We start from the raw sequence: 16,682 nt of genomic DNA, 5'->3' as shown, positions 1-16,682 counted from the left end.
GCGAGCAGCGATCAGGGCGGCGAGCCGGACGCGGTGCTGGTCGGCTTCGGAAGATCAGCTACGGAAAGTCAGGAGTCAGGGCGTGGCTTCCGTTGATGGTAATCGGAGATAACGCGCGTGCATACTACGGCCGGCTTGGCCGGCGCCCGGCGCGCAGACCCGATGACGGGCGCTGGCGACATCGAGAAGCAGAACGTCAGGAGGAGAGCATACCCCAATGACTATTTCCCGCCGTGAATTCGTCCGTCTGCTCGGGCTGGCAGGCGCCGCCGGCATGCTGCCGCGCTCGGTCTTCGCCGAGGCCAAGCAGCCCAGCGATCTCTATGAGCTGCCCAAGTTCGGTAACGTGACGCTGCTGCACATGACCGACTGTCACGCGCAGCTCAACCCGATCTACTTCCGCGAGCCGAACGTCAACATCGGCGTCGGACCGGCCTACGGCAAGGCGCCGCACATCGTCGGCGAGACGCTGTTGAAGCACTTCGGGATCAAGCCCGGCACCGCCGAGGCGCATGCGTTCAGCTATCTCAATTTCTCCGAGGCGGCCGAGAAGTACGGCGCGGTGGGCGGCTTTGCGCATCTGAAAACGCTGGTGGACCGCATCCGCGCCGAGCGCGGCGACGGCAATACCCTGTTGATGGATGGCGGCGATACCTGGCAGGGCTCCGGGACCGCGTACTGGACGCGCGGGATGGATATGGTCGGGGCCTGCAACCGCCTCGGCGTCGATGTAATGACCGGGCACTGGGAATTCACCTATCTCGCCGATGAGGTGATCAAGAATGTCGAGGCATTCCACGGCGACTTTGTCGCCCAGAACGTCAAGGTCAAGGAGGTCTCGCTGTTCGACTATCCGCACGAGGACTTCGGCGGCTTCCAGCCGGACAGCGGCTTGGCGTTCGAGCCCTACACGATCAAGCAGGTCGGCGGCGCGCGGGTCGCGGTGATCGGTCAAGCGTTCCCATACACGCCGATCGCCAACCCGTCGCGCTTCATCCCGGACTGGACCTTCGGCATCCAGGATCAGCGGATGCAGGAGTTCGTCGACCAGGTCCGCGAGCAGGAATCCCCCGATCTGGTCGTGGTGATCTCGCACAACGGCATGGATGTCGACCTGAAGATGGCCTCGCGCGTCACCGGCATCGACGTGATCTTCGGCGGCCACACCCATGACGGCATGCCGGCGCCTACAGAGGTCGAGAACGCCAAGGGCAAGACCCTGGTGACCAACGCCGGCTCCAACGGCAAGTTCCTCGGCGTGATGGACCTCGACGTCAAGGACGGCAAATTGCGCGACTACCGCTACCGGCTGCTGCCGGTGTTCTCGAACCTGCTCGAGCCCAACGCCGAGATGGCGAAGTACATCGAGGAGGTGCGTGCGCCCTATGCCGATAAGCTCACCGAGGCGCTCGCGACCGCCGAGGAGCTGCTGTACCGGCGCGGCAACTTCAACGGCACCTTCGATCAGGTCATCTGCGATGCACTGCGTAAGGTCAACGACGCCCAGATCAGCCTCTCGCCCGGCTTCCGCTGGGGCACGACGGTGCTGCCGGGCCAGACGATCACGATGGACAACGTGATGGATCAGACCTGCATCACCTATCCGGAGACCTACCGCCGCGAGATGACCGGCTCCGAGATCAAGGCCATCCTCGAGGACGTCTGCGACAACCTCTTCAACAAGGACCCCTATGTGCAGCAGGGCGGCGACATGGTGCGCGTCGGCGGGCTCGACTACGTCTGTGATCCGGCCGCCGGGATGGGCGAGCGCATCACCGAGATGCAGCTCGACGACGGTACCAAGATCGAGCCGGACAAGACCTACGTCGTCGCCGGCTGGGCCACGGTCGGCAGCCAGGCCCCGGGCGAGCCGATCTGGGAGACGGTCGCGACCTATCTGCGTGATGTGAAGACCGTCAAGGTCGAGAAGCTGAACACGCCCAAGCTCAAGAACGTCAAGGGCAATCCAGGGATCGCGGCCTACGATGGCGAGATCCTGAGCTGAGCCCAAACTGATTCTGGTAAGCAAACCTGAGCGCTTGGTGGGCGGCTAGCGGATGGCCCGCCCGCCATGCGGCGGTGCCCGGCGCGCGCTCGCGCCGCGGCATGGTCACATCGGGTCGATCGGCGTCACGCGGCTGCGGCCGCGGGTATCCGTTGGTGCTCGGTCGACTGGGCCCCCTTCATCTCGCTAGCGCAAGACAGCGGAAATCCCGAGACCGATGGTCGCTGCCGCCAATGGTCGTGGGGTAGGAGCCCGCTTGCGGGCGAGTGTCGCCGCGGTGCGCGCGGCCTGGTCGCCCGCAAGCGGGCTCCTACAGCGCTGAGAGCCAGATGGCAGGAAAAGGGTCTCGGCATTTCTGAGGCGATTTCTGTCAAAGCTCATACCGCCTTGCTGGTCTTTTCGCTCGCCTTCTTCGTCGCGCCGCCGGTCACATAGCCCGGCTATGCTCCCGGCGACGCTCCTCGAAGGCAAACGAAAATCCTGCGCAATTCGGTACGAGCTTTTCCGGCAATCACCTGAGGCGATGCACTAGCGCCGCCGGTTGGCCTTGGCGGGGTTGCGCAGGAGCACGTAGACGGCGCCGGTGCCGCCATCGAAGCGCGGGGCCGAGCAGAAGGCGAGCACATCCTCGCGCAGGCGCAGCCAGTAATTGACCTTGCACTTGAGCACCGGCTGGCGTGAGCTCGAACCGCGCCCCTTGCCGTGGATGATCTTGGCGCAGCGGATGCGCCGGCTCTTGCAGTCGGCGAGGAACTCGCGCAGCAGCGAGCGGGCGTAATTGGCCGTCAGGCCGTGCAGGTCGAGCTCCAGCGTCGGCTCGATCTGGCCGCGCTGCAAGGCGTAGACGACCCGTTTCTGTATCCCCGGCCGCGTGAAGAGCAGGAAGTCATGGGTCTCGACCTCGGCCTCCGAGAGCTGGATGCGCTCCTCTTCGGGTGGCTCCTCGGGGCGGGGGCGCGGCACCGGCGCCGGTCGCTCGCGAAACGGTTCCGCGGTCTCGCTCTCGAGCGGAACGGCGTCTTCGACTTCAGCGCGAAAGAGTGCATAATCAGCATCCTGAAGGCGATTTTTCATTCTCTGCCTCGCGTCTCCGCGGCGCGGTGGCCAAAATGTACCAGACTTCAATGCCCCGCGTTCGATCGATGCGGCCAGCGCGGCTTGAGGTTACAGTTGGACTGCCGGGACCCGGATTCGACTCCCGGTAGCGCTGATTCAGTCCGATTGCGGCCGCTGACGCGGCTCGGATGCTGTGCATTGCCCGTAAACATCGGTTGTATGCGATCACCCGTTTGCGGCCGGACCAAGGTTGGCCATTCGCCTAGGGCCTTATGAAGATTCTTCTCAGTAATGATGATGGTTATCGCTCGCCCGGTCTCCAGGCACTTGCTGCCGGACTCCGCCGGTTCGGTGAGCTCACCGTGGTGGCACCGGACCGAGATCGCAGTGGTGCCAGCAACTCGCTGACCCTCGATGTGCCGATTCGGGCCGAGCGGCTCGATAATGGGGTCGTCCGGGTCAATGGGACGCCGACCGACTGTGTGCATCTTGCGATTACCGGCCTGCTCGATGAGGAGCCGGACCTGGTCGTCGCCGGGATCAACCACGGACCCAACCTGGGCGACGACGTGATCTACTCGGGCACGGTCGCGGCGGCGACCGAGGGCCGCTTCCTCGGGCTGCCGGCGCTTGCCGTGTCGATCGATGCGCATGAGCCGCGTCATCTCGAGACCGCCGTCGCGGTGGTGACCGACCTGGTCGCTGGCCTGCAGTCCGGTGGGATGGCCGCGAACACGATCCTGAACGTGAATGTCCCGGATCGGCCGCTGGCCGACCTGCTTGGCCTGCGAGCAACCCGTCTCGGCCACCGCCACAGGGCCGAGCCCGTCGAGCAGATCCGCGACCCACGCGGCCGGCCGATGTTCTGGGTCGGTCCGGCGGGGCCGGAGCAGGACGCTGGGGAGGGAACCGATTTCCATGCGGTGCGCGCGGGCTATGTCTCGGTGACCCCGCTGAAGGTCGACCTGACCCGGCATGAGGCCATCGAGCCGCTCGGCCGCTGGCTGGACGGACTGCGATGAGCGTTGCCGCGCTCATCGATCCGGTTGCGGATGGCAGCGGGATGACCTCGCTGCGCACGCGTGAGCGGCTGACGAAACGATTGATGGCGGCCGGTATCGTCGATGAGACCGTGATCGGGGCACTGCGGCAAGTGCCCCGCCATCTCTTCGTTGAAGAGGCCCTCGCAAGCCGCGCCTATGAGGATTCGGCACTGCCGATCGGTTGGGGGCAGACCATCTCGCAGCCCTACATGGTGGCTCGGATGACGCAGGCGCTGCTCGCGGCCGGGCCGGTGCAGACGGTGCTCGAGATCGGCACCGGCTGCGGCTATCAGACCGCCGTGCTCGCGGCGTTGGTAAGACGCGTCTACAGCCTCGAGCGCATCGCCTCATTGCAGGCACGCGCCGAGCAACGGCTCAAGGCGCTGAAGCTTCGCAACGTGCGCTTGCGTCATGCCGACGGCTGTGCCGGCTGGCCTGAATACGCCCCGTTCGATGGCATCCTGATCACGGCGGCGGCGCACGGAATCCCGCGGCGGTTGGCGGAGCAGTTGGCCCCGGGCGGTTGCATGGTGCTGCCGATCGATTCTGGCCGTGGGCAGGTGTTGGTGCGCTTGACGAGACAGCGGAGAGGCCGTCGCCTGGGGTTTCGGCATGAGGTGCTGGAGCCTGTTACTTTTGTACCTTTGCTTGAGGGGGTCGCCTGATGCGTTTGCTCTCGGTCATGCATGACCCTGTGATGCAGGGGTCGCGGCATCCGCTGGCCTGGGGCGGCGAGCCGATGGAGCGGCGGCTGCGGCGGTCTGTCGAGACGATCGGCTGGGCGATGCTGGCGCTGATTGGCTTGGTCTTGTAGCTGCGATGACTCAGCGTCGGTGGCGAGCCATGCCATGATCCGGGGCGTGAACCGGGGCAGGCGCCTGAACGGTGGCATCGCGGCGGGAACGCCGGTGCTGCTACTGGCAATGGTGCTTGCGGGATGCGGTGCACGCGGCCTGGCGCCGGTGGTCGATCGGGGTTATGGCCCGGCTCCGCCCGGTTACTATCGTGTTCGGCCTGGGGACACGCTGAGCGAGATCGCTGAGCGCAAGCGCATCAGGATGAGTCGGCTTGCGGCTTGGAACGAGCTCGGGCCGCCTTACCCTCTCTATGCCGGTGACCTGCTGCGGGTTGCTCCGCCGCCGGGCGGTGCCCGGAACCGGCCCGAGCGCCGTGCTGCGGTGAGCGGGACCACAGCGAAAAAGAGGCGACAAGGCGCAGGGAGTACCAAGGCGGTGGCGCGCTCGGCGGTGAAGCCGGGCAGCGCCGCCTCGGCTTCCGGGTTGGATTGGGCCTGGCCGGTGTCTGGCCGGGTCGTACAACGGTATCATGCCAGCGACCGGACCCGGCAAGGCATCCGGATCGCCGCAACGACCGGCGCGCCGGTCTTGGCAGCCGCCGATGGGACCGTGGCCTACAGCGGCAGCAGTGGACTCGCCGGTTATGGCAACCTTATTATCGTCAAGCACAGCCCGCGGTATCTGAGTGCCTACGGGTTCAACCGCCGTGTGATCGCTCGCGAGGGCGAGCGCGTCAGGCGTGGGCAGCAGCTCGCCGAGGTCGGCCAGTCGGCGGATGGTCAACCGATGCTGCACTTCGAAATCCGTCGCGACGGAGCCACTGTCGACCCGTTGCTGTTCCTGCCGGCAACGAGGTGATCCGATCGACTGCTTCGAGGGGGATACATGTCAGCGGCTAAATCGGACGATGATCCGGAGATGGACTCCCTCCCGACAGAGGAAGACATCCTGATCAACGGTGACGAGTCTGACGAGGCCGAGGCGGATCTTCCGGAGACCGAGGAAGTGGATGACGCCGAGGATGCAGAGGTCGCGGCCTCGGCCGAGGAGGCGTCAGCGGTCGGCGTATCCCAGGAGCTGAGCAAGCGCTATCCGGCCGGCGACACTGAGCTGGATGCGACGCGCCTCTATCTGAACGAGATCGGCGAGTCGCGGCTGCTCTCCGCTGACGAGGAGGTGCGCTATGCACGCCTCGCGCAGCAGGGCGATGAGGCCGCACGCAAGCGGATGATCGTCAGCAACCTGCGTCTCGTGGTCAAGATCGCGCGCCGCTACCTGAATCGGGGGCTGCCGCTGCTCGATCTGATCGAGGAGGGCAATCTCGGGCTCATCCGCGCGGTCGAGAAGTTCGATCCGGAGCGGGGCTTCCGCTTCTCGACCTACGCGACCTGGTGGATTCGCCAGACCATCGAGCGCGCGATCATGAACCAGACCCGAACCGTGCGGCTGCCGATCCATGTCGTCAAGGAGATCAACGTCTATCTCAAGGCGACACGGATGCTGTCGCAGCAGCTCGACCATGAGCCGACGACCGAAGAGGTCGCCGAGCTGCTCGACAAGCCGATCGCTGAGGTCAAACGCATGCTCGGGCTGAACGAGCGGACCGCTTCGGTCGACACCCCCTACGGCAAGGATGCCGATAAGCCGCTCGTCGATATGCTGCAGGACGAGAGCGCGCATGATCCCAGCGATGACATCCAGGATGATGACATCCATACCAACCTGGATCACTGGCTCGAGAAGCTCAACGACAAGCAGCGCGAGGTGGTCGAGCGCCGCTTCGGGCTGCATGGTTACGAGCACTCGACCCTGGAACGCGTTGCCCAAGAGCTCGGTGTGACGCGCGAGCGGGTGCGTCAGATCCAGATGGATGCGCTCCGCCGTCTGCGCGACATCCTCGAGAAGGAAGGCTTCTCGCTCGAGTCCTTCTTCAAGTAGTCCTCGGTCCGGCCCCCGCCGCTGCTGCGGCGCTTTCAGCCAACGCGCGCTGAGTCCATGTTTCGTTTGCGGTTGTGAGCGCCCCGCGCTGGCGTTGGGCGTGTTTCCGCGGCCCAAATTCCTCGACAGACATTCGTTTGAGCGATAAGGGCTTATCGTCTATTGGTGGTTGTGCGGTGGCCCCGAGAGCGCTTGTGCTTCGTGCCGATGAGAGGTTGCTCGCAGCCGTTTGAGCGGTCCTGCTCGCCTTGACTTTTCGCAATCAATCCAGTGTGATTGCGCGGTCGCGCGCCAAGGTGGTGCGCTGCACAACACCTGGGCCAGAACGCCCAGACTCCTCTCATTTTCCCAGCCTGTTTGGGGGGTCTATGGAAGCCACAGCCGACTATTCCGCGGAGCGCAAATACGATTTCGATGTCGTCCGCTGGTTTACGATCATGGCGGTCGTCTATCTCGTCGTGGGTGCCGGCGTCGGTGTCTACATCGCGTCCGAGCTCGCTTGGCCATTTCTGAACTTCGATAACCCGTATATCTCGTTCGGTCGGCTCCGGCCTGTTCATACGAATGCGGTTATCTTCGCATTCGGTGGCTGCACGCTGATGGGCACGGCGTACTACACGGTTCAGCGCACCTGCGGTGTAAGCCTCTGGAGCAACAAGCTCGCCTGGTTCACCTTTTGGGGTTGGAACGCGATCATTCTGCTCGCGGTGATCACGCTACCGCTCGGCTTCACACAGTCGAAGGAGTACGCCGAGCTCGAGTGGCCGATCGACATCCTGATCGCCGTTGTCTGGCTGGCCTTCACCTTCAACTTCATCATGACCATCGCGAACCGGAAGTCCTCGCACATCTATGTGTCGAACTGGTTCTTCCTCGGCATGATGGTGATGATCGTCTATCTGCACGTGGTCAACAGCCTGTCGATCCCGGTGGGCCTGATGAAGTCCTATAGCCTCTTTTCCGGGGTGCAGGACGCAATGATCCAGTGGTGGTGGGGCCACAACGCGGTCGGCTTCTATCTGACCGCGGGCTTCCTTGGGATCATGTACTACTTCGTGCCGAAGCAGGCCAACCGCCCGATCTACTCCTATCGTTTGTCGGTGATCCACTTCTGGGCGCTGATGTTCGGCTACGTTTGGCTCGGTGCGCACCATCTGCAGTACACCGCGCTGCCGGATTGGACCGGCTCGCTCGGCGCGGCGGTCTCGCTGGCGATGATCATCCCGTCCTGGGGCGGTGCGGTAAACGGCATGATGACCCTGTCCGGCGCCTGGGACAAACTACGGACCGACTATGTGCTGCGGTTCCTGATCATTGCACTGGCCTTCTATGCGATGTCGACCTTCGAGGGCCCGGTCATGTCGCTGAAGACGGTCAACGCCCTCTCGCACTATACCGACTGGACCATCGGCCACGTGCATTCGGGCGCGCTGGGCTGGGTCGCCGGGATCTCGATCGGTGCGATCTACCACCTGATGACTCGGCTCTGGCACACCGAGATGTGGTCCGAAAAGCTCGTCAATGTCCACTTCTGGACCGCGACCATCGGCACCGTGATCTACGTCGTCGCGATGTGGGTCTCCGGCATCATGCAGGGTCTGATGTGGCGTGCCTATGACGAGTACGGAACCCTGGCCTATACCTTCGTCGAATCGGTTGCGGCGATGCATCCTTACTACGCGATGCGCGCGGTCGGCGGCGGCATCTTCCTGCTCGGTGCGGTGATCATGCTGTTCAATGTGCTGATGACGGTATGGAAGTCGGTATCCGCCGGGAGTCTGCGCGAGGCGCGCGGCCCGACCGCCGTGGCGGCCGCCTGAGCTGTATGAAGCGCCGAAATCCCGAGGAGAGAGTACGTCATGGCTGAGAAGAACACGCCACCGAAGGGGATTCAGGAGCGCATGGAGCGCAACATCTGGGGACTGTTGATCGTGGTCGCGATCGTGCTGTCGGTCGGCGGTATCGTCGAGATCGTGCCGCTCTTCTACCTGAAGAGCACCGAAGAGGCGAACCGCTTCCCAGAGATCGTCTGGAACCGGGATGCGCCCGGCTCACAGCCGATCGTGACCGTGAATGAGCAAGGTCAGGAACAGTGGAATTGGAATCCAGGCGACGGTGTGCGCCCATACACCGCGTTGGAGCTGGCCGGGCGCGATATCTATCAGCGTGAGGGCTGCTACCTCTGTCATTCACAGCAGGTGCGACCCTTCCGCGATGAGCGTGAGCGCTATGGACATTACTCGCTGGCATCGGAATCGATGTTCGATCACCCGTTCCAATGGGGGTCAAAACGCACCGGTCCCGATGTGGCACGGCTCGGCGGCAAGTACTCGGACGAGTGGCACCGCCAGCATCTGCGCGAGCCGACGGCTGTCGTTCCGGAATCAGTCATGCCGGCCTACCCCTGGCTCGACGAGCGTCTGGTCAACCCGAAGAAGATGCAGCGACACATGAAGGGTCTGCGGGTCATCGGCGTGCCCTACAACGAGGGTGATATCGAGGCGGCACCGGCCCTATTGGAAGGTAAGACGGAGATGGATGCCATGGTCGCCTATCTGCAGGTGCTCGGCACCATGGCAAAGCTCGAGCCCGGCGTCGATTACCGTGAGTAGTTTGGCTGAATACTTCGAGACCGACTGGGCTGCGATGACGGCGACCGATTGGGTCGGCACCATCCTGACCGTTGTCATCTTCGTCCTGATGATCGTGGCCTACTTTCAGGTCTTTCGGCCCAAGAATCGGGACAAGCTCGAAGCAAAAAAGCATATCCCGTTTGAAGACGATAACGAGGACCGCGGAGATCACGATGGCCGAGCATAACCCGTTCCCGGGCGAGAACAACACCGGGCACTTCTGGGATGACAATATTCGCGAGCTCAACAATCCACCGCCGCAGTGGTGGATGATCGCACTCTGGGCATCGCTCGCCTGGTTCATCCTATATGGCATCCTCTACCCGATGTTTCCGGTCTTGCCGTGGCAATCCCAAGAAGGCGGCGGCTTTACAAAGGGCATCCTTGGCTGGAGCTCGATCAAGGAATACGAGCAGGGGGTCGAGCAGGTCGAGGAAGTGCGCGCACAGTATGAGGATCAGATCGCCGGCATGAGTGCCGAGGAGATCCTGGATGATCCGGGCCTGACGCAGTACACGCTGGCATCGGCTAAGGTGCTGTTCGGCGACTACTGTTCAGCCTGTCACGGCAGCGGCGGGCAGGGTAATCCAGGCTATCCGGTGCTGGCCGACGACAACTGGCTCTATGGCGGATCGCTGGCAAAGATTCAGGAGAGCATCACCAACGGACGCAAGGGGGCCATGACCGCGCACAAAGACGTCCTGACCGAGGCCCAGGCCGATACCCTCGCGAATTGGGTCGTGGAGATGGCCGAGACCCAGGGAGAGGGGGGTAGCGACGCGGGCTGGAAGCTCTACAACGAGAAGGGCTGCAACGCCTGTCACGGTGCTGAGGCTAACGGCGTGCTGGCGGAGCTGCCCGATGGCAGTATCGTCACCGTCGGTGCTGCGAATCTCAGGGATAGCATCTGGCGATTCCGCCCGGGTGGCTATGAGAGCGCGAAGCATACGATCCTCTATGGGGTCAATCAGCCTGGTGTCGAGCAGACCCGCGATGCGGTGATGCCTGCATTCGGCGATGCCGCTGGTAGCCTCGACGGCAAGCTCGAGCCCGACCAGATCAAGAAACTGGCGGTCTATGTCCACAGCCTCGGCGGAGGGCAATAGGCCTTAGGCGATTTCTGTCAAAGCTCATACCGCCTTGCTGGTCTTTTCGCTCGCCTTCTTCGTCGCGCCGCCGGTCACATAGCCCGGCTATGCTCCCGGCGACGCTCCTCGAAGGCAAACGAAAATCCTGCGCAACTCGGTACGAGCTTTTCCGGCAATCGCCTTAGAAGCCCTGACGGAATGCCGTCTACAGCCTGAAGCTCAGCAACCTGTGTAGGCCGGGCGGGCATTTTGATAGGGCCTCCTGGAATTAGAATAGGATGGGGAGGATGACATGCACCTCGATGCGGTGTTTTGGGGTTCCATCATCAGCGTTGCGATCGCTGTATTCATTATCGGCTACCTAGTCTATAAGGTGATCAGACTGATGAATGAAGACGCAGAACGACACAAGAGCGAACAACAGTAGCGCGATGTTGGCCTCAGGAGATGTCTAGGAGGGGTCAGGGACGGGAAGGGGGATCGAGTATCCCCCTTTTTTCTTTACACCATTTTTTGACCCATCATCTCGTGCTCGAATTCGCCGGCACGCCCTGATGGATGCCGGTCTCCCCGGTACACAGATGTTCGTGAACCTGGTTGCTGTAATATGAATCAAACGGCTCCGCGCAGCTCTGACGCGGCAATGGACGAGCTCTACGCCGAGGCCCACCACTGGGAAGTCAACACCGGCGGCGAGACGATCCACGCTAAACGGATGCCGGGCAAATGGCGCCGCATCAAGTGGCTTGCGGCATCGGTCTGGCTGATCTTCTTCCTGGGGCCCTATGTCCAGTGGAATGGGCGTCAGGCCGTCCTCTTCGATATCCCGAACCGCCAATACCACCTCTTCGGGGTCACCGTCCTGCCGCAGGACTTCTGGATGCTATCGCTGCTGCTGCTGTTCTTCGCGATCCTGCTGGCGGTCGCGACGGCCCTGGCTGGACGCGTCTACTGCGGTTACTTCTGCTTTCAAACCGTTTGGACCGACGTGTTCACCTGGATCGAGGAGCGTCTCGAGGGCAGTCCGCCACAGCGACGCAAGCTCGACAAGGCGCCCGTCGATGCGCGCAAGCTGCGCATCAAGGTGCTCAAGCACGCCATCTGGCTCGTGATCGGTTTCCTGACCGGGTTCAGCTTCGTCGCCTGGTTCTATGGTGCCGGTCCGCTGTGGAGGGATTTCTTCGTTGGCGGGGCGAACGCGGCCGTCTATGCGTCGGTTGCGCTGTTCACGTTCGGCACCTATCTGCTGGCCGGATGGCTGCGTGAGCAGGTCTGTTTCTGGCTCTGCCCTTATGCCCGTATCCAGGGTGTGATGCTCGATAAGTCCACGGTCGTGCCGGCCTATGATGTCGCACGGGGCGAGCCGCGTGGCCGGGTCAAGAAGGGTGACCTCGAGGAGACACGCACCACCGGCGACTGTGTCGACTGTAATCAGTGCGTTGCGGTTTGTCCGACAGGGGTCGATATCCGCAATGGACAGCAAGAAGGCTGCATCACCTGCGGGCTCTGTATCGATGCCTGCAATGCGGTGATGGATAAGGTTGGGCGTCCGCGCGGCTTGATTCGTTACGCCTCCTTGGACGAGCTCGAGGGTCAGTCGGTCAAGCCGATGCTGCTCCGGCCGCGTGTCTGGGTCTACACCGCTATCCTGGCGCTTGCGCTCAGCGGCATCATCTACGGGCTGTCGACCCTGGCGGCCATCGAGCTCAAGGTACTCCATGAGCGGGCGCCGTTATATGTCCAGCTCTCGGATGGCTCGATCCAGAACAAATACACACTGAAGATCCTCAATAAGAGTGAGACGGATCTGAAGGTCGAGATCAGCGCCGAGGCGCCGGTGCCGCTGACACTGATGGGCGCCGAAGAACCGATCGCGGTCAAGCATGGCGAGGTCACGCCGGCGATCGTCTTCATCAAGATCGGGCGTTCCGATCTTGACGGTGAGCGCCTGCCGGTCACCTTTGTCGCGACGACGCAGTTGCCGGATGGCACCCAGGTCAGCGCCGAGCGCGAAAACGCCTTCTTCGGTCCCTCGCGCTGATTCTCACAACCCGAGATGGATGATTCGATGACAGATTCGCTCGCCGCTGGCACCCAACCAACCGCTGCGTCTGATCTTGAGACCGAGCGCCGGCGCCCTCGCAGCGCTTGGCGCAATCCCTGGGTCATTGCCTGGCTCGCGCTGGTGGCCATCGTTTTGGCGGTCAATGCGACCATGATCGTGCTGGCATTCGCGACCAACCCCGGTCTCGTGGTCGACGACTATTACGAGCGCGGACGTCGGGTCGAACGGACCTTGGCGACCCGCCGTGCGGAGGCGCCCGGGTGGACGATGAGCGTTGATACCCCGGGTGATCTGGCCGAAGGTCGGCCGACCACGGTCCGCTTCTTCGTCGTCGATGCCGCCGGTCAACCGGTCCGACCCGATGCGGTGACCTACTATGCCTATCGTCCATCGGATGCGGCCGCCGATTTTTCCCAACCGATGATCGAGGAGGCACCCGGCCGTTACGCCGTCGAGGTGAGCTTCCCGATCGCCGGCGTTTGGGATACCTTGGTGGCCGCTGAGAGCGGTGACCAGGAGGTCGTGTTCGATCAGCGGATCAGCGTTGGTGCACCCTGAGTTCTTGAAGAGGGTTCCTGAAGAGGGCACCTGACGAGAACGAGGTCAGAACGGTTGCGTCGCTGGGCGCCCGTTCCGCATCGTGCCTCTGCTCGCCTCGGGTATGCGCGCTGAGATGCTGACGAGCGACCGCCATGCGCGACGCATCCTGCTATCGATCCATGTCGTCAAATCCCAGCGCTAGCCCCACCGAGCCTGCCCCCAGCGCCTACCCCACTGCCGCGGCCGTCGACCTGAATGGACGCTGCTTCCATTGCGGTTTGCCGCTGGACGGGGGCGACGTCCTGTCCGCCGAGATTGATGGCAGCGACCGCCCTTTCTGCTGTGGCGGTTGTCGGGCTGTCTGTGAAGCGATCTATGCGGCTGGCCTCGAAGGCTTCTACCGCCGCACGCCCGAGGGTGAGGTGCTCGGACCGCCGCCCGAGCCGCCCAAGCAGCTCGGGGTCTACGATCTTGATGAGGTCCAGGCTGCCTACCTCGACACCTCGACCGAGCAGCGTGAGATCAACCTGCACGTCGAGGGCATCCACTGCGCCGCCTGCGTCTGGTTGATCGAGAACGGGCTGTCGCAGATGCCCGGGGTCGAGGAGGCGCGGGTCAATCTCACCGGTCGCCGCTTGCGTCTGAAATGGGACAACAGCCGGCAGGCTCTCTCAGCATTGCTGCAGCGCTTGGCCGAGATCGGCTATGCGGCCGTGCCCTTCGATCCCGAGGCCGCGGAGGGGTCATTGAAGCGGCGCAATCGGGGCCTCCTCTATCGGATGGCCTTCGCCGGTTTTGCGGCGATGAACCTGATGTGGGTCTCGATCGCGCTCTACGCAGGCGCCGACGAGGGCGAGTTCCGCACGCTCTTCCACTGGATCGGTCTCGCGATCGCGACACCGACCCTGATGTATTCGGGCTGGCCCTTCTTCCGTGGTGCCTGGCTCGGGCTGCGCCAACGCGCATTGACGATGGACCTGCCGATTGCGATCGGCGCCTCGATCACCTACCTGTATTCGCTCTTCGTCACCGTCAGCGGCCAGGGCCACGTCTACTGGGATACCGTGGTCAATTTCCTGTTCGTGATCCTGGTCGGACGCTTCCTGGAGGCGATCTCGAAGCGCCAGGCGGTTGCCGCGACCCAAAGACTGCTCGATCTGCAGCCTAAGGTCGCGACCCTGATGCGCGACGGCGAGCCGGTGGTGGTGCCGATTCGGGCGGTGCAATGCGATGAGACACTGCTCGTGCGCCCCGGCGAGACGATCCCGGCCGATGGGGTCGTGATCAAGGGCTCGAGCGAGGTCGACGAAGCGATGCTCACCGGCGAATCCGAGCCGGTGGCGCGCGGTGTCGGCGATACCGTCGCTGCCGGTACCCTCAATGGTGCCGGCGTGCTCGAGGTGCGGGTGACCGGTCTGCTGCGCGATACCGCGCTCGGGCGCATCATCCGGCTGGTCGAGGAGGCGCAATCGAGCAAGGCGCCGATTCAGTCCCTTGCTGACCGGATCGTGCCTTGGTTCGTTGCGCTGACCCTGGGGCTGGCCTTGACGACCTTCATGATCTGGGCCGGTCGGGATCTCGAGACGGCGCTGATGGCCGCGACCTCGGTGCTGATCATCACCTGCCCCTGCGCCTTCGGGCTGGCGACCCCGATGGCGATCGCGGTTGCCTCTGGCCTCGGTGCACGGCACGGCATCCTGATCAAGCACGGGGCCGTGCTCGAGACCCTCTCCGGGATCAAGCAGATCGTGTTCGACAAGACCGGGACGCTCACCGCAGGCCGCCCGCTCGTCAGCCGGTTGGAGGTGGTCGGCGCTCTCGACGAGCGCCCCTGGGAGGAAGGCGCCGGAGTGGCGGCGCTGAGCGGGACACAGCGGGAACTGCTGCGCTTGGTCGCTGCACTGGAGCAGGTTTCAGAGCATCCCTTCGCCCGGGCCGTGGTGCAGTTGGCGCGAGATGCAGGGGTCAGGCTGGGTGCGGTCGAGGTTTGCGATGTCGCGGTCGAGCCGGGCGCCGGGATTGCCGGGACCGTCGATGGCCATCGTCTGATGATCGGTACCGCAGACTGGCTATGCGCCAACGGTATCCCAATCGAGCCGTCTGGCTTGGATGAGCCGCAACGGGCCGGCACGCTGCTCTCCTGTGCCGTCGACGGCCGCGAGCGTCTGCGCCTGGTCGTTGCCGATCATCTGCGCGCCGACGCCACCGCGGTGATCGAGCGATTGCAAGCGGATGGGCTGAACGTGACCCTGCTGACCGGGGATCGTGAGGCCGTTGCGCAGCGCATCGCCGCGCAGCTCGGGATCACCGATCTGATCGCAGAGGTGCGTCCAGAGGACAAGGCCGAGGTGATCATGAGGCTTCAGCGAGAAGGCGAGCGGGTCGCGATGGTCGGGGACGGCATCAATGATGCGCCGGCCCTGGTGCAGGCCGACGTCGGCATTGCGGTCGGTAGCGGCACCGATGTCTCGATCGCGAGCGCCGATATCGTGCTGATGCGCAGTGAGCTGACGCCTGTTTGCGATGCCGCGGCGCTCTCGCGCCGCACGTTACGGACGATCCGTCAGAACATCGGTCTGTCGATTACCTACAATCTGATCATGGTGCCGCTGGCCATGGCCGCCCTGATCACCCCGTTGGTCGCTGCGATCTCGATGCCGCTGAGCTCGCTCGCGGTGATCGGCAACTCGGCGCGTCTGCGCGGACTGTTCAAACGGCAGCCTGGCTCAGCGGGCATCGCAGCGCCCGCGACTGAGAACGGGCGCCTGTTGAGGCAGCACGACCGGGTCGATCCGGCCGGCAAGCAGAACGGCCGAGCTCCTGGCGCGACAGGGCATTGAGACGGGAAAGTGAGGTAAACGATGGAAGTGATCTACGGGCTGATCCCAGGCATGCTGATCCTTGGTCTGGTGGCGGTCGGCGTGCTGTTCTGGGCGGCGCGCAGCGGCCAGTTCGATGATCTCGAGGGCGATGGGCAGCGCATCCTGATGGACGAAGACCTCGACCGCGAGGACCCTCGGCGCTTCCCGGACGCCGAAGACGATCCACCGGTTGCGGCTGGGCGCCAGCGCGAGCCCGACGCGTCGGACAAGGATGGACCCTCTGGCGGCGGACGATCCGGTTAATGCAAGACAGCGGAGACCCCGGGACCGGTTGTCGCTGCCCGCAATGGTCGTGAGTGGGAGCGCGCTTGCGGGCGACCACGCGGTACCAGTGCGCCCCGAAGCGCCAGCCCGCTGCTAAGGCGATTTCTGTCAAAGCTCATACCGCCTTGCTGGTCTTTTCGCTCGCCTTCTTCGTCGCGCCGCCGGTCACATGGCCCGGCTATGCTCCTGGCGACGCTCCTCGAAGGCAAACGAAAATCCTGCGCAATTCGGTACGAGCTTTTCCTTGCGCCAGGCAAAGCCTGGAAGAGGGGGATGATCGCGAAATGATTTGAGTGATCGGAAACCTCTTATTGTGACCCGCCGGGTGAAAGTCCCGAACCGGAAAGGACTGGCCATCCACCGGAACCGAG

Annotated in this window: 15 protein-coding genes; 14 read left to right on the top strand and 1 reads right to left on the bottom strand. The window is 63.7% G+C overall.

All coding sequences use genetic code 11. From position 1 onward, the window contains the following. Window positions 1-217 precede the first annotated feature (217 nt). Window positions 218-2,005 carry a thiosulfohydrolase SoxB gene (gene soxB / locus CKO40_RS22480; protein WP_200348694.1) on the top strand — a complete coding sequence of 596 codons (1,788 nt, stop codon included), beginning with the start codon at window positions 218-220 and terminating at the stop codon, window positions 2,003-2,005. Between the two features lie 528 nt (window positions 2,006-2,533). Here soxB and CKO40_RS22475 read toward each other — a convergent pair. Beyond that, window positions 2,534-3,079, bottom strand: a complete 546-nt coding sequence (locus CKO40_RS22475) for a Smr/MutS family protein (protein ID WP_200348693.1) — start codon at window positions 3,077-3,079, stop codon at window positions 2,534-2,536. A 254-nt stretch (window positions 3,080-3,333) separates the two neighbouring features. Here CKO40_RS22475 and surE point away from each other — a divergent pair, with 254 nt between their 5' ends. From surE to ccoS, 13 genes are all read left to right on the top strand, one after another. Then, window positions 3,334-4,083: a 5'/3'-nucleotidase SurE gene (gene surE / locus CKO40_RS22470; protein ID WP_200348692.1), complete on the top strand. Its 750-nt coding sequence runs from the start codon at window positions 3,334-3,336 to the stop codon at window positions 4,081-4,083. Window positions 4,084-4,097: 14 nt separating this feature from the next. Next, window positions 4,098-4,769 (top strand): protein-L-isoaspartate(D-aspartate) O-methyltransferase, encoded by a 672-nt coding sequence (locus CKO40_RS22465; protein ID WP_476702811.1) that lies wholly within the window; start codon window positions 4,098-4,100, stop codon window positions 4,767-4,769. Continuing rightward, on the top strand, window positions 4,769-4,918 hold the full coding sequence (locus CKO40_RS22460; protein ID WP_200348690.1) for a hypothetical protein: 150 nt from the start codon (window positions 4,769-4,771) through the stop codon (window positions 4,916-4,918). Before CKO40_RS22465 ends, CKO40_RS22460 begins: the two co-directional genes overlap by 1 nt. A 46-nt stretch (window positions 4,919-4,964) precedes the next feature. Next, window positions 4,965-5,759 carry a peptidoglycan DD-metalloendopeptidase family protein gene (locus CKO40_RS22455; protein ID WP_338074247.1) on the top strand — a complete coding sequence of 265 codons (795 nt, stop codon included), beginning with the start codon at window positions 4,965-4,967 and terminating at the stop codon, window positions 5,757-5,759. A 27-nt stretch (window positions 5,760-5,786) separates the two neighbouring features. Further along, window positions 5,787-6,839, top strand: a complete 1,053-nt coding sequence (gene rpoS / locus CKO40_RS22450) for an RNA polymerase sigma factor RpoS (RefSeq protein WP_242477265.1) — start codon at window positions 5,787-5,789, stop codon at window positions 6,837-6,839. A 368-nt stretch (window positions 6,840-7,207) separates the two neighbouring features. After that, complete coding sequence (ccoN, locus tag CKO40_RS22445) at window positions 7,208-8,659, top strand: cytochrome-c oxidase, cbb3-type subunit I (RefSeq protein WP_200348688.1); 1,452 nt, start codon at window positions 7,208-7,210, stop codon at window positions 8,657-8,659. Window positions 8,660-8,698: 39 nt separating this feature from the next. Next, on the top strand, window positions 8,699-9,451 hold the full coding sequence (gene ccoO / locus CKO40_RS22440) for a cytochrome-c oxidase, cbb3-type subunit II (RefSeq protein ID WP_200348687.1): 753 nt from the start codon (window positions 8,699-8,701) through the stop codon (window positions 9,449-9,451). Beyond that, entirely contained in the window at window positions 9,444-9,659 is a 216-nt protein-coding gene (locus tag CKO40_RS22435; protein ID WP_200348686.1) for a cbb3-type cytochrome c oxidase subunit 3, read from the top strand. Before ccoO ends, CKO40_RS22435 begins: the two co-directional genes overlap by 8 nt. Beyond that, window positions 9,646-10,578 (top strand): cytochrome-c oxidase, cbb3-type subunit III, encoded by a 933-nt coding sequence (gene ccoP / locus CKO40_RS22430; RefSeq protein ID WP_200348685.1) that lies wholly within the window; start codon window positions 9,646-9,648, stop codon window positions 10,576-10,578. The genes CKO40_RS22435 and ccoP overlap by 14 nt, the downstream gene beginning before the upstream one ends. A 625-nt stretch (window positions 10,579-11,203) precedes the next feature. Beyond that, the gene (gene ccoG, locus CKO40_RS22425) at window positions 11,204-12,601 is read left to right on the top strand and encodes a cytochrome c oxidase accessory protein CcoG (protein ID WP_242477264.1); all 1,398 of its coding nucleotides are present in this window, start codon (window positions 11,204-11,206) and stop codon (window positions 12,599-12,601) included. 27 nt (window positions 12,602-12,628) lie between these two features. Next, on the top strand, window positions 12,629-13,183 hold the full coding sequence (locus CKO40_RS22420) for a FixH family protein (RefSeq protein ID WP_200348683.1): 555 nt from the start codon (window positions 12,629-12,631) through the stop codon (window positions 13,181-13,183). A gap of 161 nt (window positions 13,184-13,344) precedes the next feature. Then, complete coding sequence (locus CKO40_RS22415) at window positions 13,345-16,005, top strand: heavy metal translocating P-type ATPase (RefSeq protein ID WP_200348682.1); 2,661 nt, start codon at window positions 13,345-13,347, stop codon at window positions 16,003-16,005. Between the two features lie 21 nt (window positions 16,006-16,026). After that, complete coding sequence (gene ccoS, locus CKO40_RS22410) at window positions 16,027-16,290, top strand: cbb3-type cytochrome oxidase assembly protein CcoS (protein WP_200348681.1); 264 nt, start codon at window positions 16,027-16,029, stop codon at window positions 16,288-16,290. Window positions 16,291-16,682 lie beyond the last annotated feature (392 nt).

Origin of the sequence: Halochromatium glycolicum (assembly GCF_016584085.1) — a bacterium.
Classification (GTDB): Bacteria; Pseudomonadota; Gammaproteobacteria; order Chromatiales; family Chromatiaceae; genus Lamprobacter; species Lamprobacter glycolicus.
Note: the sequence above shows the minus strand (reverse complement) of the source record. Positions and strands in the feature narration are given on the sequence as shown.

Excerpts from the sequence above, each read along its gene's own strand:
- soxB (WP_200348694.1), top strand. The coding sequence starts at position 218 with ATGACTATTTCCCGCCGTGAATTCGTCCGTCTGCTCGGGCTGGCAGGC.
- CKO40_RS22475 (WP_200348693.1), bottom strand. The coding sequence starts at position 3,079 with ATGAAAAATCGCCTTCAGGATGCTGATTATGCACTCTTTCGCGCTGAA.
- surE (WP_200348692.1), top strand. The coding sequence starts at position 3,334 with ATGAAGATTCTTCTCAGTAATGATGATGGTTATCGCTCGCCCGGTCTC.
- CKO40_RS22460 (WP_200348690.1), top strand. The coding sequence starts at position 4,769 with ATGCGTTTGCTCTCGGTCATGCATGACCCTGTGATGCAGGGGTCGCGG.
- rpoS (WP_242477265.1), top strand. The coding sequence starts at position 5,787 with ATGTCAGCGGCTAAATCGGACGATGATCCGGAGATGGACTCCCTCCCG.
- ccoN (WP_200348688.1), top strand. The coding sequence starts at position 7,208 with ATGGAAGCCACAGCCGACTATTCCGCGGAGCGCAAATACGATTTCGAT.
- ccoO (WP_200348687.1), top strand. The coding sequence starts at position 8,699 with ATGGCTGAGAAGAACACGCCACCGAAGGGGATTCAGGAGCGCATGGAG.
- ccoP (WP_200348685.1), top strand. The coding sequence starts at position 9,646 with ATGGCCGAGCATAACCCGTTCCCGGGCGAGAACAACACCGGGCACTTC.
- ccoG (WP_242477264.1), top strand. The coding sequence starts at position 11,204 with ATGGACGAGCTCTACGCCGAGGCCCACCACTGGGAAGTCAACACCGGC.
- CKO40_RS22420 (WP_200348683.1), top strand. The coding sequence starts at position 12,629 with ATGACAGATTCGCTCGCCGCTGGCACCCAACCAACCGCTGCGTCTGAT.
- CKO40_RS22415 (WP_200348682.1), top strand. The coding sequence starts at position 13,345 with ATGTCGTCAAATCCCAGCGCTAGCCCCACCGAGCCTGCCCCCAGCGCC.
- ccoS (WP_200348681.1), top strand. The coding sequence starts at position 16,027 with ATGGAAGTGATCTACGGGCTGATCCCAGGCATGCTGATCCTTGGTCTG.